The organism is Chelativorans petroleitrophicus, from assembly GCF_025398195.1.
GTDB classification, from domain to species: Bacteria; Pseudomonadota; Alphaproteobacteria; order Rhizobiales; family Rhizobiaceae; genus Chelativorans; species Chelativorans petroleitrophicus.
Genome location: NZ_JAODNV010000019.1, coordinates 1 through 23,959, shown reverse-complemented (window position 1 = coordinate 23,959; position 23,959 = coordinate 1). Strand labels below are relative to the sequence as shown.

Sequence of the window (23,959 nt, the reverse complement as noted above, 5' to 3'; positions counted from 1 at the left end):
GGCTCAAAGCATGAGGTGACGGCGTACATCCGGCTCATCCAGGCTTGCCGCGTTTCCGGTGAAAACGATCTCGCCACGATCCATTATTGCTACGGTATCCGCAAGCTCCCGCGCGAAATCGAGATACTGTTCGACGAGCAGGATCGTCATGCCCATCGTGTCGCGCAGCCACGTGATCGCGCGGCCGATATTCTTGATGATGGACGGTTGAATGCCTTCGGTCGGCTCATCGAGGATGAGCAGCTTCGGCCGCATGACGAGCGCGCGGCCGATCGCGAGCTGCTGCTGCTGGCCGCCCGAAAGATCCCCGCCGCGGCGCGACAGCATGTCCGCCAGAACCGGGAAAAGCTCGAAAACATGTTCGGGAATGGTACGTTGTGATCTCGGCAAAGGTGCAAAGCCGGTTTCAAGATTTTCCCGAACCGTCAGCAGGGGAAAGATTTCGCGGCCCTGCGGCACGAAGCCTATGCCCAGGCGGGCGCGGTCGTAGGCGGCACGTCTGTTGATCGTCTCGCCGTCGAAGGAGATGCTGCCGTCGCTCAGCGGATGATGACCGGCCACCGCCTTCAACAGGCTGGTCTTTCCCACCCCGTTGCGCCCCAGAACGCAGGTGATGCGGCCCGCCTCGGCCTTGAGCGAAACCCGGCGCAGCGCCTGGGCGGCGCCATAGTGGAGGCTTGCATCGGTGATTTCGAGCATCATCACCTCCCGAGATAGACCTCGATCACCCGCGGATCCTGCGAGACGTGATCGAGGCTTCCTTCCGACAGCACCGAGCCTTCGTGCAGGCAGGTGACCTTGACGCCAAGCTCGCGCACGAAATGCATGTCGTGCTCGACCACGATCACCGAATGGCGCTTCGCCACATCCTTGAGCAGGCGGACCGTCTCTTCCGTTTCCGCGTCGGTCATTCCCGCGACCGGCTCGTCTACGAGAAGCAGCTTGGGGTCCTGTGCCAGCAGCATGCCGATCTCGAGCCACTGCTTCTGGCCGTGGCTCAGGTTGCAGGCGAGTTCGTCGCGCCTCTCCTCCAGCCGGATGGTGGCAAGAATCTCGTCGATCCTTCTGGCATCGTCGGCAGAACGCCGGTTGAGAAGCGTGGACAGGACAGTGCGCGGCCCCTTGAGGGAGAGGGCGATGTTGTCCTCCACCGTATGGCTTTCGAACACGGTCGGCTTCTGAAATTTCCGGCCGATGCCGAGCATGGCGATATCGGCTTCGTCATAGCGGGTCAGGTCATGAGTGCCGTCGAAATAGACGGTGCCCGTGTCCGGCCGCGTCTTGCCGGTTATGATGTCCATCATCGTGGTCTTGCCGGCGCCATTGGGGCCGATGATCGCGCGCATCTCGCCCCTGTCGAGCACCAGCGAGAGATTATTGATGGCGCGAAACCCGTCGAACGAAACCGAGACGCCGTCGAGATAGAGGATCGTATTCGTGTTCGTCATCAGTCACTCGGCAGGTTGCGGCTCGATGGAATGCCGGGTGGTTCGGGCGGTTGTGCCTTCGGCAACGGGCGGTTCGACCTGCGAAGTCCCCTTCCCCGCCGAACGGCGCGCCCTGCGTGCAGCGCGCCACGCATCCCATGTCCCGACGATGCCCTTGGGCAGGAGCAGTGTGACGGCGATGAACAGCCCGCCAAGCGCGAACAGCCACAATTCCGGTATTGCAGCAGTGAACCAGCTCTTGCCCCAGTTGACGGCAACGGCGCCGATGACGGGGCCGAGGATGGTCCCTCGCCCGCCCACGGCCGTCCAAATCACAATCTCGATGGAATTCGCCGGCGCGAACTCGCTGGGATTGATGATGCCCACCTGCGGAACGTAAAGCGCGCCTGCAATGCCCGCCATGACGGCCGATACCGTGAAGGCGAAAAGCTTGATGTTTTCCGGCCGCCATCCGAGAAACCGCGTGCGGCTTTCGGCGTCGCGCACGGCGATCATCAGCTTTCCGTATTTGGAGCTGACGAGCACCGCCGTGACGATCACCGCGATTGCGAGCATCAGCGCGCTGATCGAGAAAAGCGCGGCGCGCGTTGTCGGCGCCTGAAGGCTGAAGCCGAGAATGTCCTTGAAGTCCGTCAGGCCGTTATTGCCGCCGAAGCCCATGTCGTTGCGGAAGAAGGCCAAGAGCAGCGCATAGGTCATGGCCTGCGTGATGATTGAGAGATAGACGCCGGTGACGCGCGAACGAAAGGCAAGCCAGCCGAAGGCGAAGGCAAGAAGCCCCGGCACCAGCATCACCATGAGTGCGGCGAACCAGAACTGGTCGAAGCCGTACCAGTACCAGGGAAGCTCCTTCCAGTTGAGGAAGACCATGAAGTCGGGGAGCACAGGGTGGCCGTAGACGCCGCGGGTGCCGATCTGGCGCATCAGATACATGCCCATGGCGTAGCCGCCGAGGGCGAAGAAGGCGCCATGGCCGAGGCTCAGAATGCCGCAATAGCCCCACACGAGGTCGAGCGACAGCGCCAGCATCGCATAGCAGAGGTATTTGCCGAGCAGGGCCACGGCATAGGTGGGAATGTGGAAGCTGCTGGTGGGCGGAACCGCCAGATTGAGCACCGGCACCAGAACCGCGGCGCTGGTGAGAATGGCAAGCAGCCCGAGAATGCGCCGGTCAAGGCCGCCGCCGAACAAGCTTGAGGACATCATGCTTCCACCGCCCGGCCCTTGAGCGCGAACAGACCGCGCGGGCGCTTCTGGATGAACAGGATGATCAGCACCAGGACGATGATCTTGCCCAGCACTGCTCCGGCATAGGGTTCGAGGAACTTGTTGGCGATGCCCAGCGAAAAAGCGCCAAGCAAGGTGCCCCACAGATTGCCGACGCCGCCGAACACCACGACCATGAAGGAATCGATGATGTAGCTCTGCCCGAGATTGGGCGAGACATTGCCAACCTGGCTGAGCGCCACGCCGGCAATTCCGGCAATTCCCGAGCCGAGCCCGAAAGTGAAGGCATCGACCCAAGGCGTACGGATGCCCATGGATGAAGCCATGCGCCGGTTCTGCGTGACCGCGCGCATGTGCAGCCCCCAGGACGTGCGGTTGAAGACGAACAGCAGCAGCACGAAAACGCCGAGTGAGAAGGCGACGATCCAGAGCCTGTTCCAGGTAATGACCATCTGGCCAATCTCGAAGCTGCCCGACATCCAGGACGGATTTCCGACCTCACGGTTGCTCGGCCCGAAGATCATGCGCACGGCCTGCTGCAGAACGAGCGAGACGCCCCAGGTGGCAAGCAGGGTTTCCAGCGGCCGACCGTAGAGAAAGCGGATGATGCCGCGTTCGATCGCAACGCCGATCGCCCCCGCGACGAGGAAGGCCAGCGGCAACGCGAAGGCCAGAGACCACTCCTGCAGGGCAGGAGCGAAGGCGTGGACAGCCCCCTGAACCACGAAAGTCGTGTAGGCGCCGACCATTACCATCTCGCCATGGGCCATGTTGATGACGCCCATGACGCCGAAGGTGATGGCAAGGCCGATGGCTGCCAGCAGCAGCACCGATCCGAGCGAGATGCCAAACCAAACGTTCTGCGCCGCATCCCATGCGGCAAGCACGCTCCTGATCTCCGCGATCGCGTCCGCGGCGGCACGCTGGAGATCGCCGTCTGCATTGGCCTCGACGGTCGCGAGCAAAGACAGCACGCTCCGGTCCCCGAGGGAGCCGAGCAGTTCGATTGCCGCGATCTTGTCGCTCTCAGGCAGATCGGAAAGCACCACAGCAGCGGCGCGCGCCCGCTCCATGCGCAGCTTCACCGCAGGATCGGACTCCGCTTCGATTGCCGCGTCCAGCGCCTCGATCATTGCCGGATCGGGATTGGCGAACATCGTGTCGGCGGCAGCCATGCGCGCTTCGGCGCTTTTTGCGCCGAGAGTAAGCGTGCTCAGCACGTCGCGAATGAGGCGCCGCAGCCCGTTGTTCACCCGAACCTTCTTGAGCGCGGACGAGGATGCCTCGTCGGCCTCTTCGCCCGTGAGCGGATCGATGAGCTTCAGGACCTTGCCGGAACCGGGGACGATGAAGATGGCGTTGTCGACCTTGCGCACGTAGAGATTTCCTTCGGCAAGCGCCTCCAGAACGGGCCGTACCCCGGGATCGCCGGTCGCGCCGAGCTCGCGCACCAGAGCTTCCGTCTGGTCGAATTTCTCGACATTGGCGAATCTTGCAATGATCTCGCCCAGCGGAGCATCCTGCCCGCGCGCAACGCCCGGCAGGAGCAGCAGCGGCAGCAGAAGCATCCATAAGGCGCGCAAGATCATCATCGGCTCAGGTCGCAATTGGTGGATTTTCGTTCCGGCCGGGGGCGGAAGCGTACCCGTCCCCGGCCCGGAGGGGCAGGTCAGTTGATGCCCTTGCCGCCGCACTTGCCTGTGGCGACGTTGAAGTTTCCGCAGGAGAGCGGCGCGCGCCAGTCGGCGATCAGGTCCTTGGAATCGGGCAGGTAATCGGACCATTCGTCACCGACCACCAAGCCCGGCGTCTCCCAAACGATCTCGAACTGGCCGTCGTCCTGGATTTCGCCGATCAGCACCGGCTTGGTGATGTGGTGGTTCGGCATCATCGTGGAGTATCCGCCCGAAAGGTTCGGCACGGAAACGCCGACAATGGCGTCAATGACGGCGTCGGGATCGGTCGTACCGGCCTTCTCCACCGCTTTGACCCACATGTTGAACCCGATGTAGTGGGCCTCCATCGGATCATTCGTGACCCGGCTTTCATCACCCGTGAAAGCATGCCAGGTTTCGATGAACTCGGCATTCGCCTCGCTTTCGACGGACTGGAAATAGTTCCATGCCGCGAGATGGCCGACCAGCGGACCGGTATCGATGCCGGCGAGTTCCTCCTCGCCTACAGAGAAGGCCACGACCGGAATGTCCTCCGCCTTGATCCCCTGATTGGCCAGTTCCTTGTAGAAGGGCACGTTGGCGTCGCCATTGATGGTCGAAACCACGGCCGTCTTCTTGCCCGCGGAGCCGAAATTCTTGATGTCGGTGACGATGGTCTGCCAGTCGGAATGTCCGAAGGGCGTGTAGTTGACCATGATGTCTTCGGGCGCCACGCCCTTGGATTCCAGATAGGCCTGGAGAATCTTGTTCGTCGTCTGCGGATAGACATAGTCGGTGCCGGCGAGCACCCAGCGCTCCACGCCCTCCTCGTTCATGAGGTAGTCGACGGCGGGGATCGCCTGCTGGTTCGGGGCCGCCCCAGTATAGAAGACGTTGCGCTGGCTCTCTTCGCCCTCATACTGGACGGGGTAGAAGAGCAGGGAGTTCAGCTCCTCGAACACGGGCAGCACCGACTTGCGCGAGACGGACGTCCAGCAGCCGAATACGGCAGCGACACCGTGGACCGAGATTAATTCGCGTGCCTTTTCGGCAAAGAGTGGCCAGTCCGATGCGGGATCGACGACCACGGCTTCGAGCTTCTTGCCCAGAAGACCGCCTTTCTTGTTCTGCTCCTCGATGAGCATCAGCATGACGTCCTTCAGCGTGGTCTCCGAGATCGCCATGGTTCCGGAGAGCGAGTGAAGCACGCCGACCTTGATGGTGTCTTCCTGAGCAAAGCCCGGTTCAGCCATCAGCATCCCCGAAACGATGACTGCTCCCATCACCAGGCTGCGCCTTTTAGACTTCAGATACATAGCACTTCCCCTGTTTGCGGCCGATATGGTCCGAACAGTCGAAGCAACGGATGTGCCAGTTCCGGCGCTGCAGAAAGCTTACGGTTTTTCAACGAGATGGCACTGCCGATATTGCAATGGGCGTGCCTTCCGGGAAGTGTTTTGCCTAATTCTTAATCAAATGTGCCTTCCTGCCTACATATTAGGCAGGAAGGTTGTAGCGAGCTGCATTCAAAAAGAAAGCCTCCGCACGCCTCGTTGCGGAAGCCTCCTTTTCGCAACCGCAGGCAAGCTCTGCGGCCATGTTCATGCGGCCTGACGGTTGACCTCTGCTTCCGCCATCTTCGTCAGCATCGCGGCGGTCTTCTTCTCCTCCTCGAGATTCTGCTCGAAGAGCTTTGCCGCCTCGTCCATTCCGAGCTGCTGCGCCCAGGTGCGTAGCGTGCCATAGCGCGAAATCTCGTAATGCTCGATGGCCTGACTGGCGGCGACCAGTCCAGCGTCCAGAGCATCGGAATTGGAAAAATCCTCCATGATGTCCTGGCCTTCGGCGATCAGTCCTTGCATGGCCTCGCAGGTCTTGCCACGCGGCGTCTTGTCCAGGGCCTCGAACACCTTTTCGAGGCGCTCGATCTGACCTTCCGTTTCCTTGCGATGTTGTTCGAGGCCATTTCTCAACTCATCGGAGCTGGCTGCCTTGGCCATCTTCGGCAGCGCGCGAAGGATCTGTTTCTCGGCGTGGTAGATGTCCTTCAGCGTCTCAAGCATCAGCGTTTCAAGAGTGCGGCTTTGGCCTGGCATTTTGGCGTCTCCTTCATTTTCGGCTTACGGGAAGCCCTATCAACGGCCTTACCCTCCGCGCGTTCCCGGCCGCTTCGGGATTCCTCAAAATGGGGATTTTCGCTTCCCGCCGAACAATCCTCCGCAACAAGGGTTGGAGACCTGGAGGATGCGTCGATGGCCGCTGCGGAGCGCAGCAGCGCGCTATGTTCTTTGCGGAGCGAAACGTTACACTTGACGGCGCCCGCGGGAGGGACAGGATGAGCCTCATGCACCGCTCCCAAACTGAGTTCGTTGACCGCCATGATGCGGGGCAGCGCCTGGCGGGTGAACTCCTGCATCTGAAAGAGGAGCGCCCGGTCGTGCTTGCCTTGCCGCGCGGCGGCGTGCCGGTGGCCTTCGAGGTTGCCAAGGCGCTCGCAGCGCCTCTGGACCTGCTCATGGTGCGCAAGCTCGGCGCGCCCGGCCATCCCGAATACGGCATCGGCGCGGTGGTGGACGGCAGCGAGCCTCAGCTTGTGCTCAACGACGAGGCGATGGAGATCGTCCGTCCTTCCGCCGAATACATCGAAGCCGAGATGCAGCGGCAGCTCAAGGAGATCGAGCGCAGGCGGGCGCAATATTTCTCCGACCGGGCCCCGATCCCGCTCAGCGGACGGACGGCCATCGTGGTCGATGACGGCATTGCCACGGGCGGCACGGTCCGGGTGGCACTCAAAGCCATCGGGAAAGCGAACGCCGCCCGCATCGTTCTTGCCGTTCCAGTTGCACCGCGCGACACGTTGGAGTCGCTCCATGACGAGGCAGACGAGGTCGTCTGCCTCAGCGTGCCGGACCATTTCCGCGCGGTAGGGCTCCACTACGACAATTTCGAACAGACGAGCGACGCCGAGGTGGTCGCATGTCTGAATGCGGCGCGCGAATGGCTGTCTCCTGAGGCATAGCTCCGGCAATATGCCGCGAGCTGCGGCCCCAAGCGCTCACGACGCTTCGGAAGAAGGGCCGCGAGCTGAAAACTTCCAGTGCCGGCCATCCGAGGCTCCACGTCATAGCCGTTCAGCGCCGCCACCTGCTCGGTAAAGCGCATCATCGTCCCGGCGCTGGATGGCAGGAGCAGACCCGTTGCCAGCGAGGAGGATTGCCGCCTCCCGCGGAACTTCATGTTGAATGCGTAGACGATGCCCGGTCCGGAACGATGTCGAGGAACAAGCCTCGTAGATATGCTCGGGCCCGGCTGGCCCCATTGCCCGGTTCACCTCCATGCCGCCGATACGGAAATCAAGGTGATACTCCACATCAAACTCGGTATCGTGGCACGCCGCTTCGCATCTTCGTTCGCCCGGGCGGTGAACACCTGCTCGGGCGGGGCATCGAAGCTGCGTTCGATGGTGAAGGTCACATGCTCCACGAGGCTCCGGGTCATTTCCGGGACGCCTTTTGCGGCGCGCCGGCCGGCTGAGCGACATGGTCGGCCGGACGGTCGAACTGACGGTGCCACATAGCCCTACGCGCTTCTATCGATTCCTCCATCGCCGTGAAGGCCGTGGGCTCGATACGATAGGTGCGTACGCGCCCCGTCTTGCAGGAAAGGACGATGCCGCCTTCCTCCAGCACGCGCAGATGCTTCAGAACGGACGGCAGAGCGATTTTGAAGGGCTCCGCCAGTTCCTTCACCGATGCAGGCCCACGGGAAGCCGCTCGACGATGCCGCGCCTGTTCGGATCGGAAAGCGCATGAAAAAGACGGTCCATATTGACCTGATGCGTGGCGGTCATGGCTGCCTCAGAAATTGCTCCGGGATGTTCTCACGATAGGATGGGGGAGGAGGTCGAGATAGGGTCTCGCCTTGTCGAGCGTCCGCCCGCCTGAAGGACGGGCGTTCCGTCAGTCGGTCGAAATAGGCGGCCATGTTCCTGTGCGTGCTGCTAAAGGAAGCCCGCCGCAAGGAAAGTTTCCTAACCAGGCAATGGAACGAAAAAACGCCGCACCTCTTTGAAGCGGCAGCTTGGGCACTAAATCATCATCGAGTATCGACCCGCTTGGGGTTCGGGCTTCCTGACTTGATGATGCTTGCTCTGAGACAAGAGGAGGTGTTGCCGATGAAGATTGCCCAGATCGCTCCGCTCGTCGAAAGCGTTCCCCCGCGCCTATACGGCGGCACGGAGCGGATCGTTTCCTATCTTACCGAAGAACTGGTTCGCATGGGGCATGAGGTTACGCTGTTCGCCTCCGGCGATTCATTGACCAGCGCCGAGCTCGTGCCTTGCACGAAAAGCGCGCTGCGGCTTGACCCTTCGGTACGCGATCCCATTCCCCATCATCTTATTCTGCTGGATGAAGTCCGGCGCAGGATGGATGAATTCGACATTCTGCATTTCCACATAGACCTCCTGCATTTCCCGCTGATTAGGCCCTTTGCCGACCGTACGGTGACGACCCTTCACGGGCGCCTCGACCTTCCCGACCTCAAGCCGTTCTACCAAGCCTTCCCGGAAATCCCGGTCGTCTCCATCTCCGACCATCAGCGCATTCCGCTGCCAATGGCCAACTGGCAGGGGACGGTCTTGCACGGCCTTCCGCTTGATCTCCTGCCGTTCAGCGCGCGCGCCGACGGCGGGTATCTTGCTTTCCTCGGCCGCATCTCACCGGAAAAGCGGCCGGACCGTGCCATCGAGATCGCCGCGCGCACGGGCATGCCGCTGAAGATCGCCGCCAAGATCGACGTGGTTGACCAGGCCTATTGGGACCAGGTCATCGCGCCGATGGTCGAGCGCCATCCGAATGTGGAATATGTGGGCGAGGTCAATGAAGCCACAAAGGCGGAATTCCTCGGCAAGGCGACCGCCCTCCTCTTCCCCATCGACTGGCCAGAACCCTTCGGCCTTGTGATGATCGAGGCGATGGCCTGCGGTACGCCCGTGATCGCCTTCCGCTGCGGCTCGGTCCCCGAAGTGCTAGAGGATGGGCTCACCGGCTTCATCGTCGACAACCTCGACGAGGCTGTGGCCGCCGTCGGCCGCATCGGCTCGCTCGACCGGGCGGCAATCCGCCGACGGTTCGAGGTGCGCTTCAGCGCCGGCCGCATGGCCTCCGACTATCTTGAGGTCTATGATCGGCTGTTGCACCATCGCCTGCGGGCCATTCCGTTCCCGGCCGAGGCTGCGGGTGTGCCCACCATAGCCTGAAGCCATCTTCGGGAGATGTAATGGAAGACCGTACGGATCTTCTCACTCCGCAGCCGATGGAGTTCGGCACGGCGCGAACGCCGCAATTCTTTATCGCTGCCACCGCTCCCCTGCAGGAACGGCGGCCGCGTACGCAGAAGCATGGGGACACCTTCTCCATGTTCGACCACAACGGAGATGCCCTCGGGAGCCCCGACAGCCCTGAGGGCATCTACCATCGCGACACCCGCTATCTTTCCCATTTCTTTCTCACGATCGGCGGAGAGCGGCCGCTTCTGCTGAGTTCGATGCTGCGCGATGACAACGCGCTGCTCACCTTCGACCTTGCCAATCCCGATCTCTACGAGGCTGACGAGCTCAGGCTCCAGCACGACCTGATCCACATCCGCCGCACGCGCTTTTTGTGGAACGCCACCTGCTTCGAACGGGTGAGCGTGCGCAACTATGACGAGACGACACGGCGCATCCGGCTGGAACTCGCCTTCGCGTCCGATTTCGCCGACCTTTTCGAGGTGCGTGGCGCGCGCAGGCCGAAGCGCGGCACGATGCACAAGCCCAAGGTGGAAAAGGATCGGGTCATTCTTTCCTACACGGGCCTTGACGGCGTGAAGCGGCAGACGGTCCTGCGCTTTGACCCGGCGCCGGACGAATTGACCGGCGAGCGCGCGGTGCACGAAGTGGAGCTGAAGCCGCGCCAAACGCGCCAGCTCTTCATTGAGGTGATCTGCGGGGCGGAGGAGCCGAGATTCGAGCCCCGCCGCCAGTTCTTCTCCGGCCTTCTCGAGGCGCGCCGCTTCATGCGTGGCATGGTTACGAAAGCCGCGTCCATAGCCACCTCCCACGATGTCTTCAACGAGGCCATACGGCGCGCCATAGCCGACCTCTACATGCTCGTCACCGAGACGGAGCACGGCCACTATCCCTATGCCGGCATTCCATGGTTCAGCACCGTCTTCGGCCGCGATGCTCTGATCACCGCCATGCAGACACTGTGGCTGGACCCGTCCATTGCCCGCGGCGTGCTGAAGCATCTCGCGGCCAATCAGGCGACAGAGGAGGATCCTGCCGCCGATGCGGAGCCGGGAAAGATCCTGCATGAGGTGCGTTACGGTGAAATGGCGGAGCTGGGCGAGGTGCCGTTCCGCCGCTACTACGGCAGCGTCGATGCCACGCCGCTCTTCGTCATGCTGGCGGGCAGCTACCTGGAGCGCACCGGCGACGTGGACACGCTGCGCGGGCTCTGGCCCAACATCGAGGCGGCGCTCAATTGGATACGGACTTACGGCGACCGCGACGGCGACGGCTTCGTGGAATACGGCCGGCGCACGGTGGCGGGGCTGGCCAATCAGGGCTGGAAGGACAGTTTCGATGCGATCTTCCACGCCGATGGGCGTCTCGCCATAGGTCCCATCGCGCTATGTGAGGTGCAGGCTTACGTCTACGGCGCATGGAAGGCGGCCGCCCGGGTTGCCCGCGCGCTTGGCCTCGAAGCGCGTGCGCATGAGCTAGAGACGCTGGCGGAGGATCTGCGGGGCCGCTTCGACCGGACCTTTTTCGATGAGGAGCTCGGCACCTATGTGCTTGCGCTCGACGGGGAAAAGAAGCCCTGCCGCGTACGCGCCTCCAATGCCGGCCACACCCTCTTCACCGGCATAGCGTATCCTGAGCGCGCCGTCTCCGTGGCTCACGTGTTGATGGGCCGGTCGTCCTTCTCCGGCTGGGGCATCCGCACCGTTGCCACCACCGAGTCACGCTACAATCCGATGAGCTATCACAACGGCTCGGTCTGGCCGCATGACAATGCGCTGATTGCCGCCGGGCTCTCCCGCTATGGCTTCCGCGCCGAGGCCGCGCGCGTTCTGGAAGGGCTGTTTATGGCCTCGACCTATATCGATCTGCGCCGGCTGCCGGAGCTGTTCTGCGGCTTCCCTCGCCAACGCAGCCGCGGCCCCACCTTCTATCCAGTGGCCTGCGCGCCCCAGGCCTGGGCGGCGGTGGCGCCATTGTCCATCCTGCAATCCTGCCTCGGAATGAGCTTCGACTGTTCCGCCGGGACGCTGATCTTTCATCAGCCCATGCTGCCTGACTTCCTGAAGGAGGTCACATTGCGCGGCATAACGCTCCCTCAGGGGCGCATCGACGTGCTTCTGAGGCAGGCGGAGACGGAAGTGGTTGTCCACGTGCTGCACCGGGAGGGCGAAACCCGCGTCACCACGACTTATTAGGCCGGCCCGCCCTTTCGCGAGCCGGCGCATCGAATCGCCCGTGCTCAAAGTCCCAGGAAGGGCTGGAAGCCGCCGAAAATCATGCGTTTGCCGTCGAAAGGCGACTTGCTCATATCCACCTGCATCCGCGGATCGGCCATCACCTTGGCGTTCACCTCATCCCTGTGCTCGCGCGACTTGTAGACGATCCAAGAGAAGATAACGACCTCGTCTTCCTTCGCCTGCACCGCCCGCGGGAAGGAGGTCACCTCGCCATAGGGCACGTCATCGCCGATACATTCGACGTAATCGAGGGCGCCATATTCCCGCCAGACCTGTTCGCCGAGGCGAGCCTGTTCCTTGTAGTCTTCGATCCGGTCCTTGGGGACGGGAATCAGAAAACCATCTACATAAGCCATCGGTCAGTCCTCCGTGTTGCATGCAAACAAAGGACGAAGACGACCGGCCTGAGCCGACAGGCCGCACATTTTTATTGCGATCGCCTTCACTTCCTGAGCGAAGCCTTCTGCTGCGCGGATTTGCGCGGTTGAACGCGCCATAGAGCAAGCCCCATCTTGACGAAACTGCGGCAGATTCGAAGGACCGGCTTATCGGGATCAGGGAACACCCCTCTTGCTGAAGGCGTTCGCTTGCCGAAGGCTTTGCATTCCGCCGGCCGATTGGCCAAAACGCCTATTGCATCGCAGGCAAACCGGTGGGACATCTTCATTGTGACAATCGGAAAGAAAGCGTGATCCGGAATGGCCCATGCAGCTTAAGAAGTATTTCTGGCCCGCGATTGGCTTCGGTGCAGTGTTCTTCTCCGCTTGGCTGCTCTATCACGAGCTGCGGGGGCTTTCGCTCGACGAACTGTGGGACAGCATCGTTGCCATTTCGGCGCCAAACTGGCTGCTATGCATTGGGGCGACTCTTCTGGCTTACGCGGCGCTGGCGGGCTACGACCATCTGGCTCTGCTTCACCTGAAGAAACGGATCGACTGGTTCTACATCACCGTAACGTCGTTTACGACCTACGCCCTGTCCCACAACATCGGCGCATCGGTGCTCTCCGGCTCGCTCGTGCGCTACAGGGCCTATTCGGCCAAGGGCCTGTCCGCCGCCGAAGTCGGTGTGCTCGTCGGGTTCTGTTCCTTCACCTTCGCTTTGGGCATCACGCTGCTGGCGGGGCTCGTGCTCGTCCTGGTGCCTGAGCTTTCCGAACGCTTCGTTGATGAGCTGCCCATGGAAGCCTCCGCGGCCACCGGCGTTCTTCTTCTCGGGGCCGTGCTGCTTTACGTAATCGGGAGCGCGTTGAAGCTGCGGCCTCTGCGGATCGGCAAGCTCGAGATCGCCTATCCCGGCCTTCCCATTGTCGGCCGCCAATTGCTGATCGGGCCGCTGGAGATCATCGGTGCGGCCGCGATCATCTATTTCGCCCTCCCGGCTGCTGGCAATCCCGGGTTCCTCGTCGTGCTCGGCATTTTCGTGATTTCTTTTTCGCTCGCGCTTCTTTCTCATGCGCCGGGCGGACTTGGCGTGCTGGAAATCGCGTTCATCACCGGCCTTTCCGAAATGGACCGGGCCGATGTGCTTGCCGCCCTGCTCGTCTTCCGGCTTCTCTACCTCATCATTCCCTTCATCATCGCGCTTCTGGTCGTGCTCGGTTTCGAGCGCAGCCAGCTGGCGAGCAATCGAGCTTGAGTTGAGGCGCCATTGATCCGGTTCAGGATGCGGGTTCGGCCGTCGTTTCCTTGGACGGCGGCGGCGCGACGTCCATAGGCGGCACGAGCGGGCTTCCCTCCGACCGGTCGCGGTAGAGCGCGGCACGCCCAAGCAGCATGAAGGTCACCGGCGTGGTGACCGTCACGAAGATGCCGATCAGGATCTCGTGCACCACCGGCCGGCTCTCGAGATAGGAAAAGAGGATCATCGAGGCGATGACAATCGCCCCGGTCCCCCAGCTCGATCCCAGCGTTGGAGCATGGAGGCGGTCATAGAAGATCCTGAGCCGGATAAGACCGATGGTCCCCGTCAATGTCAGGAACGCTCCGATGAGCAAAAAGGCCGAAACCGGCAGCGCGATCCACAGGGGAATATCGTATTCGACGCTCATTCGATCACCTCCCCTCTCATCAGGAACTTGGCAAGGGCGACGGTGGCTACGAAACCGAGGATTGCAATGACGAGCGCCATCTCGAAATAGATGCTGGTGCCCGTTCTGATCCCGAACAGCAGGAATTGCAGCATTGCCGTGATGTAGAGCGTATCGAGCCCAAGCACCTTGTCCTGCGCGCGCGGTCCCTTCAGCATGCGGATTGCGGCGAGGATCATCGCTGCGGCGACGGCGAGTTGGGCGATCAGCACCGACCAGCCGAGAATGGCACCACTCATTCGAAGATCTCCATGAGAAGGTATTCGTAGCGGGTCTTGATCAGATCGACCCATTCGGATTCATCCACCAGATCGAAGATGTGCAGAAGCAGAACGCCGCGCCTGTCGCTGTAGTCGAGCCAGGCGGTGCCGGGCGTGCTCGTGATAATCACCGCCAGCACGGCAAGCCCCATCGGATCGCGCAGTTCCAGCGGGATGGCCACGAATCCCGATTTGCGCTTCGCCCGTTTGCCAGAAAGGATCAGCCGCGCCACGGCGATGTTGGAGCGAACGATATCGAGGAGGACGATGCCGATCAGCTTGGGTATGAGGTCCCAGCGCCTCAATCTGGGTGTCGACGGGCGGAGCGCTGCAAGGCCCTGAGCGGCCACCAGCGCCACCCCCGCGCCGAGCAGAAGCTGCCCGACCGAAAATCGTGTGAGCGCTAACCACATGACCACAATGGAGACGATCAGCAGCGGATAGGGAAGGAGGCGGTTCACGGTAGAACCTCCCGCGCATGCGGCACGGCCTGCACCGCCTCCATCACCGACTGGATATAAGCCTGCGGCGAGTGCAGATCCGCCGCGGCGGCCTCCAGAAAGCGCATTACGGGTCCGGCCCCGATGGTAAGAAACACCGTCATTGCAAGCAGAGCCGCGACCGGTGCCATCTCCACCAGCAGGACGCGCGGCACTTCCCCGTCTATGCGGGCCCAGAACGCGCTGATGCCGGCACGCGTCATGGCAATCAGCGTGGCAAAGCCCGACAGGATCAGGAAGCTCGCAAGCCACCAGGAGGAATGCCGGATGACGCCCTCGCCGACCCCGTCGGGATTGAACATGGAGGTTAGCATGGCGAATTTGGCGACGAAGCCGGACAGCGGCGGAAGGCCCGCAAGCAGGATGCCGCAGGCGGCAAAGCTCACGCCCAGAACGGCCAGCGTTTCGGGGATGGTGACGCCCACTTCCTCCGCCTCCTCCTTTTCTTCCTCGCCTTCGCCATAGGCTTCCATCGTCACGGCCAGAACATCGGCCGCAGGGTCCTGCCCACGCGCGATCAGTTCGATGAGCATGAAAAACGCGCTGAGCGTCAGCGTGGAACTGATGAGATAGAAGAGCGCGCCCGCCGTAACACCGGTCTGCGCGAAGCCCACGGCCGCAAGCAGAGTTCCCGACGAGACGAGGACGGAATAGCCGGCAAGCCGCCCAAGCGCCTGGGAAGCAAGAATGCCGATCGCGCCGAACAGGATCGTGGCCATGCCGACAAAGAACAGCGCCTGTTCCCCGAAGCCCGTCGAGGCGGCTTCGCTGCCGAAGAGCAGAAGGGAGAACCGCAGAAGCACATAGACGCCGACCTTGGTCAGGATGGCGAAGATCGCCGCCACAGGCGCCGCAGCCGCCGAATAAGCGGTGGGCAGCCAGAAATTGAGCGGCCAGCTGCCGGCCTTGACCAGAAAGGCGATGCCCAGGATTCCAGCGCCTGCTTCGGCCATGAAGCGGCTCTCACCTTCAAGCCCCTGCAGAACAATGGCCAGATGCGCCATGTTGAGCGTGCCGGTCACGCTGTAGATCATCGCCACGCCGATGAGGAAGAGCAGCGAGGCGGCGAGATTGATGACGATGTAGTGCATTCCGGCTCTTACCCTGAGCTGGCCGGAGCCATGCAGCATCAGCCCATAAGAAGCTGCCAGAAGCACCTCGAAGAAGACGAAGAGGTTGAACAGGTCCCCGGTGAGGAACGCGCCGTTCAGCCCCACCAGGAGGAACAGGAACAGGCTGTGGAAGTGCGCGCCGGCCCTCTGCCAGCGGGCGATCGAGAAGACAAGTGCGGGCAGCGCGAGAACGGCCGTCAGCAGGAGCATCATGGCCGACAGCCGGTCGAGCACCAGATTGATGGCGATGGGCGATGGCCAGTTACCGAGCAGATAGACGAAAATCCGTCCACCGTCCGCGCCGGTCCTGAACAGGAGCACCGCCGCCACCACCACGAGCGCCGCCGACGTCAGTATCGAGACCGCGTCCTTCAGCCGGCGTTCGCGATCCTCGAAGAACAGAAGGAGCGCCCCCGCAAGAAGCGGGATAAGAATGGGCGCAATGATGAGGTGCGAGGGAGCGGACATCATTTCTCCGGCTCCCTTCCGTCCACATGGTCCGTTCCCGTCAGGCCGCGCGAGGCCAGAAGCACTACCAGAAACAGCGCCGTGGTCGCAAAGCTGATGACGATCGCGGTCAGTACCAAGGCCTGCGGAACGGGGTCCGTAAAGGCTGCGGGGTCGACTTCCATACCTTTCTCGACGATGGGAGGCGCGTTCACCCGCAGGCGCCCGGTGGAAAAGATGAAGATGTTCACCGCATAGGAAAGCAGCGCCAGACCCATGATGACCTGATAGGTGCGCGGCCTGAGCAGCAGCCATACGCCCGAGCCGGCCAGCGCCCCCATACTCAGCGACAGAAGAAGTTCCATCAGGCAGCCTCCTCCGTCCTGGTGGCGGCGGCCTCTGTCGCGCGGACGCGATGGCTGCGGATCGATTGATGCGCGATGGCGATCAGCATGAGCACCGTGGCACCGACGACCAGCAAGAAGACCCCGAGATCGAACAGCAGCGCGCTGGCGAGCGGCACCTCGCCGATCAGCGGGATCTCGAGATAGCCCGAGGCGGAGGTGAGGAACGGAAGGCCAAAGAGCCACGCGCCCATGCCGGTAAAGGCCGCCATGAACAGGCCGAACCCAATCCAGCGGACGGGCAGGATGCGCAGCCGTTCCTCGACCCAGCGCGTTCCTCCCGCCAGGTACTGCAGCAGGAACCCGATCGCCATGGCAACGCCCGCAGTAAAGCCGCCGCCCGGAAGATCATGGCCGCGCAGGAACAGGTAGGCTGCAAGCGCGATGATCACCGGAAACATCCACTGCATGAGAACGGAGGGTACGAGCAGATAATCATGCGCGGTTTCGCCAAGCTTGCGTCCCTGCTGCGCATCGTCATAGGCGTTTTGAATGCGCTGTTGCTCGGGCAGTTCGATGCTGTCCGGCGCGGGGCGAAAGCGGCGCAACAGCGCGAAGACGGAAAGCGCGACGATGCCCAAAACCGTGATCTCGCCAAACGTGTCGAAGCCGCGGAAATCCACGAGGATAACATTGACGGCATTGGTGCCGCCGCCTTCCGAATAGGCGCGCTCGAGATAGAAATCGCCGACCGTGGTTGGCGGCGCGCTGGTCATGATGGCGTAGGACACTACCGTGACCCCCAAGCCGCAGGCCAGTGCAAGCAGGAAGTCGCGTTGCCGGCGCAGACGCGCAGCAAGGGTCGTCGGTGTGTCGATCTCCTCGATGCGTTTCGGCAACCAGCGCAGGCCCAGAAGGATAAGCACGGTGGTGACGACCTCCACCACGAGCTGGGTGAGCGCAAGGTCCGGCGCGGAAAACCAGACGAAGGTGATGCAGGTGGAAAGCCCCGCGCCCCCAATGAGGATAAGCGCCGCGAAGCGGTGATACTTTGCCTGATACGCCGCGGTGATGGCGCATCCGATCCCCACGATCCAGATGATGGCGAGGACCGGGTCGAGGTTCGCGACCGAAATCAGGTCCGGCATCAATCCCGCCTCGAAGAGCGGCCAGGCGCCTGCCATGAGCGCGACAGTGACGAGCACGCGAAGCTGGGGCTGCAGCCGTCTGGTGCCCAGATTTACCTCCACCCAGCGCGCCCAGCGCCAGGAGACCGTCACCAGCACGCGCTCGAAAATGCGCTGGCCGACAAGCACGCGCAGACCGGGCGGATCTTCTTTGCAGTGCGCAAGGTACCGGTGAAGGAGGAGGTAAAGAATGACGCCGCCGACGAGCGCTATCGCGCTCATCACCAGGGGCAGGTTGAATCCGTGCCAGATCGAAAGGCTGTATTCGGGAGTCCGGTCGCCCAGCACGGAGGTTACGGCCGTGTTCAGATAGGGTCCGATGGTGATGCCAGGAATGATGCCGACCAGAAGGCAGGCAAGCACAAGCAGCTCGATGGGTAGGCGCATCCAGTGGGGCGGCTCATGCGCCTCGTTAGGCAGATCAGCCGCCTTCGGCCCGAAGAAAACGGAGTGAATGAACCGCACCGAATAGGTCACGGCGAAGGCGCTGGCGAGCGTCGCGAGATAAGGCATCGCGCTGTCGAGCAGCGATTCCCGATGCTCCTCGATCGCCTCGGCGAAGAACATCTCCTTGGAAAGGAAGCCGTTGAGCAGCGGCACGCCCGCCATGGCCGCGCTCGCCACCATGGCCAGCGTCGCCGTGATCGGCAGCGCGCTGAAGAGGCCGCTCAGCTTGCGCATGTCGCGCGTTCCGGCCTCATGGTCGATGATGCCGGCTGCCATGAAGAGCGAAGCCTTGAAGGTCGCATGGTTGACCATGTGGAAGATCGCCGCCACGGCCGCAAGCGGGCTGCCGAAGCTCAGAAGCGTCGTGATCAGGCCCAGATGGCTGATCGTGGAATAGGCGAGCAGTCCCTTCAGGTCCTGCTGGAAGATCGCGAAATAGGCGCCGATCACCAGTGTGCTGATGCCTGCGATCCCCACGATGAAAAACCAAGCGTCGGTGCCCGCAAGAACCGGCCAAAGCCGCGCCAGGAGAAACACGCCGGCCTTCACCATGGTCGCGGAGTGAAGATAGGCCGAAACCGGCGTAGGCGCGGCCATGGCATTGGGAAGCCAGAAGTGGAACGGAAACTGCGCGCTCTTCGTCAGCGCCCCCGCCAGGATCAGCAGGAGCGCGGGAAGATAGAGCGGATGCGCGCGGATAGCGGCGCCGGATGCCAGCACCTCATCCAGATCGTAGCTCCCTGCGATGTGGCCGATCAGGATGAAGCCCAGGAGAAGGCAGAGGCCGCCGATGCCGGTGATGGTGAGCGCCATGCGCGCGCCGTCGCGCGCAGCCGCGTTGTGGTACCAGTAGCCGATGAGCAGGAAGGAGACGATGCTGGTAAGTTCCCAGAAGATCGCCAGCAGGATCAGATTGCCGGAAAGGACCACCCCCTGCATCGCGCCCATGAAGGCGAGCAGAAAGGAATAAAAGCGCCGAACAGGATCCTGCGGCGACATGTAGTAGCGCGCATAGATGACGACGAGGAGGCCGATGCCGCCGATCAGGATGGTGAACAGCCATGCGAAGCCGTCCATCCTGAGCACGAGATTAAGGCCGAGTTCCGGAAGCCAGGCCACTTCCCGGCGGACGATCCCCCCGTTTTCGACCGAGGGGTAGAGCAGAGCTGCGAGCCCGAATGTCAGCAATGCTGTTACGCCCGAGAGCCACGCCTCGGCGTTGCGCGCGTTCGCAGGCAGCAAAGCAGCCAGCATCGACCCCAGAAAGGGCAGAAAAATCAGCGCCGGCAATGCATTGTTCGTAATCATCATCCACTCGCGGCCCAGGCGAAAAGAATACCGGACTTCGCACGGCATCTTCGGTCGAAAGACACCCTGTCCCGCCATACCGCCGGAAAAGGGAGGGCAAACGAAACCGAGAACCTGCCAATCGGTCGCTCGAGAAAAAGTCACTCAGCGATTGCTGTCAGTTCCCGGCAAGCGCGAAGCAACGGGCGGCGCCCTTGGTGCGGTATCCTTGTCTAGACGGAACGGCAGCGATTCGGCAGCCATCCCGCTGAGGTCGCATTTTTCCATGGCCTTCAGCGGGATGAAAGGAGGCAGGGAGACGATCGCGGCTTGGCCGCAACCGTCAAGCGCGCCGGCGGCGAAACCGTCCCGGCTGTGGGCCTCCAGTCGCGGATGGCTGCGTATGGGAAATTTGAATAGCCTGAACTCGAGCACGGAGTCCGGTTCCCCGGAACTCCAGAAGGCTCTGGCAAACGCGCCGTGAATGCCAACGATGATGACCACGCAGGCAAGCAATACGGGCTGCCAGCGTGGCACACGAACAACGATTGGGCGGTGAGGTTCCGCGCCGATCACGGCATCTCCAAGGCAGGTTTCGGGCGATTGATTTTATACTTAGGCAAATATGGACACGCCTGTCCATTGTTTCGATATGCCGAAACCAATCTTCTTGAACCTTGGTAGAAAGTACGGCGGCGGGCGCGAAAAAACCGCGACCTCTCCGACTGGCGGCCTATGTTCCCAGCACAGCCAGCACTTTGCGAATCTGCAATTTCGCTGCTTCTTTAAGCTACGGAATTCAAAGAAATTATGGCGCACCCGACACGATTCGAACGTGTGACCTCTGCCTTCGGAGGGCAGAGCCAACGCTCAAGGGCTTGAAAAAAATGGACGAAGCAAATCGAAACACCCCGGATTAACCCCGGATTTTCGGCCATACTGCGGACATTATGCGGACGCCTCTGCTTCAGTCCACTTCTCTCGGGTGCGCAGGCAGCCAACGGTTCACATCATTGACGTAGAGCGTCATGCCAGGATTCGAATACGAACTCGACAACGCTCGCAGCCACTCCTTGGGAACCCGGGGAACGTCGATGGCAAGGACCACGCGCCCATAGTAAAGCGACAGGCCCAGGTACGGAAGCAGCTGCTTGAACGTGCCGCGCGTGCCCTTCAACCGGCAATAGGCGAAGCAGCTGCCGGCACGCTTGCTGAAGTGAATGCCCGTCTCAAGCTCCCCCTCGGCGCTTCCCTCGAGTGACGGTGGCCGGCCGAAGTCCTCGAGGAGTTCAAAAAATCTCACGTGCTCGAAGGCGCGCATTGCTTCCGCCCGAATCTCCTCCCTTCGCATGCTCTGATGCTTTTTCCGACGCGCTGACAGTTCACGGCGAGTCCTGGCACCGGCTACAGCCGCGAGCGCAGCTTCCAATGCGCCTTTGGGATCCGTTGCATGGAGGCGGGCCAATTCGAGGACGACCGAACTCCCCAGCTTGCGCAGGATGGCGGCAAAAGCCGGATCGCTCTTCTCCATCGCTTGTATGAAATCGATGGCCATCACGTCGCGTCGCAGGGAGGCGGGGTGGTAACCCGTCTGTTCCGAGTAGCGCCGAATAATCTCCGACTTGCTTCCGTAGCGCGCCGCCTGAAGCTCCTTGCGGAGCTCCTCGGCGACTGCATGCCAGTGCGGATTGGTCGGTGGCATCATTAACCAAGAATCGTTCGAGTCTCGTCTTCCACCACTACCATCATTGACACCGGGGGATAAGCGGCACTATTGCGTGGTGCACAATTTAGCACCAAGAGTTCGAACACCTATGGCACTACGATCACTCGCGCAGTTTCAGCGGGAAGAGGGGCTGACCCGCTACCAGGTCGATCAGTTGATCCGGCAGGGACTCGAGTATGTGCCGGTGGGATCGCGCAAAATGATCCCTTCCGGTGCATGGGAGAAGTTTATCGCAGAGAGGACCACGACAGCATGGGCAGAAGGAACAATGGTCCGCGCATCAGATGATACCCGAAGCGCAGGGCTTTCTACATCGTCTGGTCGGAGAATGGCCGCAGCAAGGAGCGCAGCACGCGTACGAGAGACCGCATTGAAGCTGAGGCGAGGCTCGCGGAATTCCTCCAGGAGCGTCTGCGGGAGCCAGGCAAGCTGACCCCGGCTGACCAGCTCCTCCTCACGGAGGTGCTGGAGATCTACCTTGACGAGGGCGCCATGGAGCCGGATTCCAGGGAGCGCGCGGCATATGCGGCGGTCCCGTTGTCGAAATTCTGGGAAGAAAAGACTGTCGCGGAAGTCGACAAGGATTCGTGTGCGAAATACGGGCAATGGCGGCGCCGATCCGACGGGACCGTCCGCCGGGAACTTGGGATCCTTCGTGCCGCCATCTACTACGCCGCGGACACGCGACGCCTGAAGGAACGGGTCAAGGTATTCCTGCCAGAGGCAGCCGGCCCCTCGGCAACGTTGGCTGGAGCGACAAGAGGCAGCGGCGCTGTTGCGCGCTGCGCTTCGATTGCCAAAGAGCCGATCCTATCTGCCATTGTTCATCGTCATCGGGTTGCACACAGGCCAGCGCAAGCGTGCAATCCTCGGATGGCGCTGGTCGCAGATATCCTTCAACGATCGGAGAATCGACTGGCGCGATCCGACGCGCCCTCCGAACAACAACAAGGTGCGTCCGCTCGCTCGCCTGCCTCGCAAGCTGGTTCCACATTTGAGGCGGGCGTACGAGCGTCGTGGCACGAGCGACTACGTCATCCATGATGACGGCCATCTGATTGGCGACGTGAAGAGTTCATTCAGGAACGCATGCATCAAAGCAGGCCTGTCCGGGGTTTCTCCTCACCCCCTGAGGCACACGCGCGCGACCTGGGGAATGCAAGCTGGAGCCAACAAATGGGAGCTGGCGGCTTTCTCGGCATGACCCTCGAGACCCTTGAGAAGACCTATGGTCACCACCATCCGGACTACCAGAAGGAGGGCGCGGACCGATATGGGCCCGTACGCGAAACTCCGCCAGGCGACTGACGAAAAGGCACGGTTCTATACGCGTCTGGATCCTGATGCGCGTTTAATCGCCCTTGAGTCGGAAGCCCAGCTCAACAAGACGGAAGCGACCGAAACCGGCGCGACCTTCACAAAGGGAGATGCGCTTCGACGTGTACAGGAGGCGCTCGTCGATAGCACCTTTGACGAATGGCTGCGCCTTGTCTGGCCATATGACAGGAAATACGCATTCAGGTTCATCAAGGTGTCGAAGACGCTGTCGGAATACAAGGATCGTCTGATAGTAGCCGGCGTCCCAAGGGCCTCGCTGTTCCACTTGTCCCGGGCGCCTGAAATGGTCGATGACGTCCTGGACGCAATCCGGAATGGCAAGAGGCCAACGGTAGCAGAGATCTCCGGCCTGGTTTCGCGGCGGGGCTCGACTGATGGCTCCTCGGAGCGGGAGGTTGGTGGGGCCAAGGGGGTCAGGCGATACCACGCCGCAAAGTGGGGATACGCCCAGCAGTTCTTCCGGCGACTGCGCTGGATCTACAACCGGGTCCAGATCGCCCTGGAGGGATCCACCGGGCCACGTGCGCTGAAGCGTGCGTTGGCAGAAGTGGTCGTGCCATCTCGCTTCTGCATCCTGGAACTCCGTAGCCTCTGTCTCCATCCTGTTCCGCACCCGACGGAAGCCACGACCATTTCGTGGTCATCGTTCCCGTCCGGCAGTCGTTGGGCTCAACTCATGAAAGCCCTTGAGGACCTCAGTCAAAGATCAACCTGGCCTGGTGGACACAAACTGGGAGACTGGCTCCGGCTCGATGTACTGCCAGTATTGGACTGGTCTATTGGGGATTCGCGAACGGCGCGGCAAGCCGTCGACCGTCACAGAACCGCCCCGGATGCGGGTTCGGCCCGGACAAGGGCGATCGAATACGCAGGCATCGACTCGTCGACTGTTAGCGATCACGGAAGCCACGCAGCCTCGGCATACGGAACTCGTAGGCCACCTGTCAGGGGTACAGGCCACGCGACCGGTGACACCCCAGAAGGAATTCACGCCTTTGCGAATCTCCTTGCTGTCATCTGCAAGCGAGGAATCCGGCAAGGGCTGCCGCCAGAGAGGACGTTACCTGTCATAGAGCATGCGGCATCATCGATCGGTATGATTCTTACTAAGGTCACCCCTGGCACGACCTCCGAGGGTATAGCGCAAGCGGTGAAGGTCAACTGTCTCGCAGCCCTTGACTATCCATCCGACGCCAGATCGAGGCTGGAGCAGTCGTCGCGAACCTAGCCCGTCCAATTCCCACATAAGCTCTCTCTACTTCAAGAAAATCGTGCAGAAGCCAGAGAACTGAACCGCGCCGGGATTGCCGGAGGCATTTTGGTTTGAGTCACGCTGCCATGGCCGGCTCTTCGAGCATAGCGTAG

At 61.9% G+C, this 23,959-nt stretch carries 22 protein-coding genes, 1 tRNA gene and 1 pseudogene; 6 read left to right on the top strand and 18 right to left on the bottom strand.

Annotated elements, in window-relative coordinates; translation table 11 throughout:
• Window positions 1-3 precede the first annotated feature (3 nt).
• The 6 genes from urtE to NYR54_RS16025 all read right to left on the bottom strand — a co-directional run bounded on the left by urtE (window position 4) and on the right by NYR54_RS16025 (window position 6,426).
• On the bottom strand, window positions 4-699 hold the full coding sequence (gene urtE, locus NYR54_RS16050) for an urea ABC transporter ATP-binding subunit UrtE (protein WP_261516721.1): 696 nt from the start codon (window positions 697-699) through the stop codon (window positions 4-6).
• Between the two features lie 2 nt (window positions 700-701).
• The gene (gene urtD, locus NYR54_RS16045; protein WP_261516720.1) at window positions 702-1,448 is read right to left on the bottom strand and encodes an urea ABC transporter ATP-binding protein UrtD; all 747 of its coding nucleotides are present in this window, start codon (window positions 1,446-1,448) and stop codon (window positions 702-704) included.
• 3 nt (window positions 1,449-1,451) lie between these two features.
• Window positions 1,452-2,651 (bottom strand): urea ABC transporter permease subunit UrtC, encoded by a 1,200-nt coding sequence (urtC, locus tag NYR54_RS16040; RefSeq protein ID WP_423738631.1) that lies wholly within the window; start codon window positions 2,649-2,651, stop codon window positions 1,452-1,454.
• Entirely contained in the window at window positions 2,651-4,267 is a 1,617-nt protein-coding gene (urtB, locus tag NYR54_RS16035) for an urea ABC transporter permease subunit UrtB (RefSeq protein ID WP_261516718.1), read from the bottom strand. Before urtB ends, urtC begins: the two co-directional genes overlap by 1 nt.
• 77 nt (window positions 4,268-4,344) lie before the next feature.
• The gene (gene urtA, locus NYR54_RS16030) at window positions 4,345-5,613 is read right to left on the bottom strand and encodes an urea ABC transporter substrate-binding protein (protein WP_261516793.1); all 1,269 of its coding nucleotides are present in this window, start codon (window positions 5,611-5,613) and stop codon (window positions 4,345-4,347) included.
• A gap of 318 nt (window positions 5,614-5,931) precedes the next feature.
• The gene (locus NYR54_RS16025; protein WP_261516717.1) at window positions 5,932-6,426 is read right to left on the bottom strand and encodes a YciE/YciF ferroxidase family protein; all 495 of its coding nucleotides are present in this window, start codon (window positions 6,424-6,426) and stop codon (window positions 5,932-5,934) included.
• 248 nt (window positions 6,427-6,674) lie between these two features.
• Here NYR54_RS16025 and NYR54_RS16020 point away from each other — a divergent pair, with 248 nt between their 5' ends.
• Window positions 6,675-7,349, top strand: a complete 675-nt coding sequence (locus tag NYR54_RS16020; RefSeq protein ID WP_261516792.1) for a phosphoribosyltransferase — start codon at window positions 6,675-6,677, stop codon at window positions 7,347-7,349.
• A gap of 308 nt (window positions 7,350-7,657) precedes the next feature.
• On the opposite strand, the gene NYR54_RS16015 is transcribed toward NYR54_RS16020, so the two are convergent.
• Both NYR54_RS16015 and NYR54_RS16010 read right to left on the bottom strand, forming a co-directional pair.
• Window positions 7,658-7,828: an SRPBCC family protein gene (locus NYR54_RS16015; protein ID WP_261516714.1), complete on the bottom strand. Its 171-nt coding sequence runs from the start codon at window positions 7,826-7,828 to the stop codon at window positions 7,658-7,660.
• A pseudogene (locus NYR54_RS16010) lies at window positions 7,825-8,180 on the bottom strand (ArsR/SmtB family transcription factor). The gene NYR54_RS16015 and the pseudogene NYR54_RS16010 overlap by 4 nt, the downstream one beginning before the upstream one ends.
• Window positions 8,181-8,504: 324 nt before the next feature.
• Here NYR54_RS16010 and NYR54_RS16005 point away from each other — a divergent pair.
• Both NYR54_RS16005 and NYR54_RS16000 read left to right on the top strand, forming a co-directional pair.
• A complete protein-coding gene (locus NYR54_RS16005) occupies window positions 8,505-9,590 on the top strand; it encodes a glycosyltransferase family 4 protein (RefSeq protein WP_261516713.1) in 1,086 nt (361 codons plus the stop codon).
• Between the two features lie 20 nt (window positions 9,591-9,610).
• Complete coding sequence (locus NYR54_RS16000; protein ID WP_423738630.1) at window positions 9,611-11,815, top strand: amylo-alpha-1,6-glucosidase; 2,205 nt, start codon at window positions 9,611-9,613, stop codon at window positions 11,813-11,815.
• 44 nt (window positions 11,816-11,859) lie between these two features.
• On the opposite strand, the gene NYR54_RS15995 is transcribed toward NYR54_RS16000, so the two are convergent.
• Complete coding sequence (locus NYR54_RS15995; protein ID WP_261516712.1) at window positions 11,860-12,213, bottom strand: DUF1428 domain-containing protein; 354 nt, start codon at window positions 12,211-12,213, stop codon at window positions 11,860-11,862.
• 349 nt (window positions 12,214-12,562) lie between these two features.
• On the opposite strand from NYR54_RS15995, the gene NYR54_RS15990 reads away from it, so the two are divergent.
• The gene (locus NYR54_RS15990) at window positions 12,563-13,495 is read left to right on the top strand and encodes a lysylphosphatidylglycerol synthase transmembrane domain-containing protein (RefSeq protein WP_261516711.1); all 933 of its coding nucleotides are present in this window, start codon (window positions 12,563-12,565) and stop codon (window positions 13,493-13,495) included.
• A 22-nt stretch (window positions 13,496-13,517) separates the two neighbouring features.
• Here the strand turns inward: NYR54_RS15990 and mnhG are convergent, their stop codons facing one another.
• The 9 genes from mnhG to NYR54_RS15945 form a co-directional block, all read right to left on the bottom strand.
• Window positions 13,518-13,907 carry a monovalent cation/H(+) antiporter subunit G gene (gene mnhG, locus NYR54_RS15985; protein WP_261516710.1) on the bottom strand — a complete coding sequence of 130 codons (390 nt, stop codon included), beginning with the start codon at window positions 13,905-13,907 and terminating at the stop codon, window positions 13,518-13,520.
• A complete protein-coding gene (locus NYR54_RS15980; protein ID WP_261516709.1) occupies window positions 13,904-14,185 on the bottom strand; it encodes a K+/H+ antiporter subunit F in 282 nt (93 codons plus the stop codon). Before NYR54_RS15980 ends, mnhG begins: the two co-directional genes overlap by 4 nt.
• A complete protein-coding gene (locus NYR54_RS15975) occupies window positions 14,182-14,667 on the bottom strand; it encodes a Na+/H+ antiporter subunit E (protein ID WP_261516708.1) in 486 nt (161 codons plus the stop codon). Before NYR54_RS15975 ends, NYR54_RS15980 begins: the two co-directional genes overlap by 4 nt.
• A complete protein-coding gene (locus tag NYR54_RS15970) occupies window positions 14,664-16,289 on the bottom strand; it encodes a monovalent cation/H+ antiporter subunit D (RefSeq protein ID WP_261516707.1) in 1,626 nt (541 codons plus the stop codon). The genes NYR54_RS15975 and NYR54_RS15970 overlap by 4 nt, the downstream gene beginning before the upstream one ends.
• Window positions 16,286-16,630, bottom strand: a complete 345-nt coding sequence (locus NYR54_RS15965) for a Na+/H+ antiporter subunit C (RefSeq protein WP_261516706.1) — start codon at window positions 16,628-16,630, stop codon at window positions 16,286-16,288. Before NYR54_RS15965 ends, NYR54_RS15970 begins: the two co-directional genes overlap by 4 nt.
• Window positions 16,630-19,554 carry a monovalent cation/H+ antiporter subunit A gene (locus tag NYR54_RS15960; protein ID WP_423738629.1) on the bottom strand — a complete coding sequence of 975 codons (2,925 nt, stop codon included), beginning with the start codon at window positions 19,552-19,554 and terminating at the stop codon, window positions 16,630-16,632. Before NYR54_RS15960 ends, NYR54_RS15965 begins: the two co-directional genes overlap by 1 nt.
• A 141-nt stretch (window positions 19,555-19,695) precedes the next feature.
• Window positions 19,696-20,106, bottom strand: a complete 411-nt coding sequence (locus NYR54_RS15955; RefSeq protein ID WP_261516704.1) for a hypothetical protein — start codon at window positions 20,104-20,106, stop codon at window positions 19,696-19,698.
• Window positions 20,107-20,341: 235 nt separating this feature from the next.
• A tRNA-Arg gene (locus NYR54_RS15950) sits at window positions 20,342-20,473 on the bottom strand.
• A gap of 24 nt (window positions 20,474-20,497) precedes the next feature.
• Window positions 20,498-21,235, bottom strand: coding sequence for a hypothetical protein (locus tag NYR54_RS15945; RefSeq protein ID WP_261516703.1), 738 nt, complete (start codon window positions 21,233-21,235; stop codon window positions 20,498-20,500).
• Window positions 21,236-22,031: 796 nt separating this feature from the next.
• On the opposite strand from NYR54_RS15945, the gene NYR54_RS15940 reads away from it, so the two are divergent.
• Together NYR54_RS15940 and NYR54_RS15935 are read left to right on the top strand one after the other, a co-directional pair.
• Window positions 22,032-22,460: a tyrosine-type recombinase/integrase gene (locus NYR54_RS15940; RefSeq protein ID WP_423738628.1), complete on the top strand. Its 429-nt coding sequence runs from the start codon at window positions 22,032-22,034 to the stop codon at window positions 22,458-22,460.
• Window positions 22,461-22,484: 24 nt separating this feature from the next.
• Window positions 22,485-23,822: a hypothetical protein gene (locus tag NYR54_RS15935; protein ID WP_261516702.1), complete on the top strand. Its 1,338-nt coding sequence runs from the start codon at window positions 22,485-22,487 to the stop codon at window positions 23,820-23,822.
• Window positions 23,823-23,959 lie beyond the last annotated feature (137 nt).

Bases quoted from the DNA above. Each gene is read 5' to 3' on its own strand.
- NYR54_RS15995 (WP_261516712.1), bottom strand. From the start codon at position 12,213: ATGGCTTATGTAGATGGTTTTCTGATTCCCGTCCCCAAGGACCGGATC.
- urtD (WP_261516720.1), bottom strand. From the start codon at position 1,448: ATGACGAACACGAATACGATCCTCTATCTCGACGGCGTCTCGGTTTCG.
- NYR54_RS15980 (WP_261516709.1), bottom strand. From the start codon at position 14,185: ATGAGTGGTGCCATTCTCGGCTGGTCGGTGCTGATCGCCCAACTCGCC.
- NYR54_RS16000 (WP_423738630.1), top strand. From the start codon at position 9,611: ATGGAAGACCGTACGGATCTTCTCACTCCGCAGCCGATGGAGTTCGGC.
- NYR54_RS16025 (WP_261516717.1), bottom strand. From the start codon at position 6,426: ATGCCAGGCCAAAGCCGCACTCTTGAAACGCTGATGCTTGAGACGCTG.
- NYR54_RS15960 (WP_423738629.1), bottom strand. From the start codon at position 19,554: ATGATGATTACGAACAATGCATTGCCGGCGCTGATTTTTCTGCCCTTT.
- urtA (WP_261516793.1), bottom strand. From the start codon at position 5,613: ATGGGAGCAGTCATCGTTTCGGGGATGCTGATGGCTGAACCGGGCTTT.
- urtE (WP_261516721.1), bottom strand. From the start codon at position 699: ATGCTCGAAATCACCGATGCAAGCCTCCACTATGGCGCCGCCCAGGCG.
- NYR54_RS16020 (WP_261516792.1), top strand. From the start codon at position 6,675: ATGCACCGCTCCCAAACTGAGTTCGTTGACCGCCATGATGCGGGGCAG.
- NYR54_RS15935 (WP_261516702.1), top strand. From the start codon at position 22,485: ATGGTCACCACCATCCGGACTACCAGAAGGAGGGCGCGGACCGATATG.
- NYR54_RS16015 (WP_261516714.1), bottom strand. From the start codon at position 7,828: ATGACCCGGAGCCTCGTGGAGCATGTGACCTTCACCATCGAACGCAGC.
- NYR54_RS15990 (WP_261516711.1), top strand. From the start codon at position 12,563: ATGCAGCTTAAGAAGTATTTCTGGCCCGCGATTGGCTTCGGTGCAGTG.
- mnhG (WP_261516710.1), bottom strand. From the start codon at position 13,907: ATGAGCGTCGAATACGATATTCCCCTGTGGATCGCGCTGCCGGTTTCG.
- NYR54_RS15965 (WP_261516706.1), bottom strand. From the start codon at position 16,630: ATGGAACTTCTTCTGTCGCTGAGTATGGGGGCGCTGGCCGGCTCGGGC.
- NYR54_RS15970 (WP_261516707.1), bottom strand. From the start codon at position 16,289: ATGATGTCCGCTCCCTCGCACCTCATCATTGCGCCCATTCTTATCCCG.
- urtC (WP_423738631.1), bottom strand. From the start codon at position 2,651: ATGTCCTCAAGCTTGTTCGGCGGCGGCCTTGACCGGCGCATTCTCGGG.
- urtB (WP_261516718.1), bottom strand. From the start codon at position 4,267: ATGATGATCTTGCGCGCCTTATGGATGCTTCTGCTGCCGCTGCTGCTC.
- NYR54_RS15945 (WP_261516703.1), bottom strand. From the start codon at position 21,235: ATGATGCCACCGACCAATCCGCACTGGCATGCAGTCGCCGAGGAGCTC.
- NYR54_RS16005 (WP_261516713.1), top strand. From the start codon at position 8,505: ATGAAGATTGCCCAGATCGCTCCGCTCGTCGAAAGCGTTCCCCCGCGC.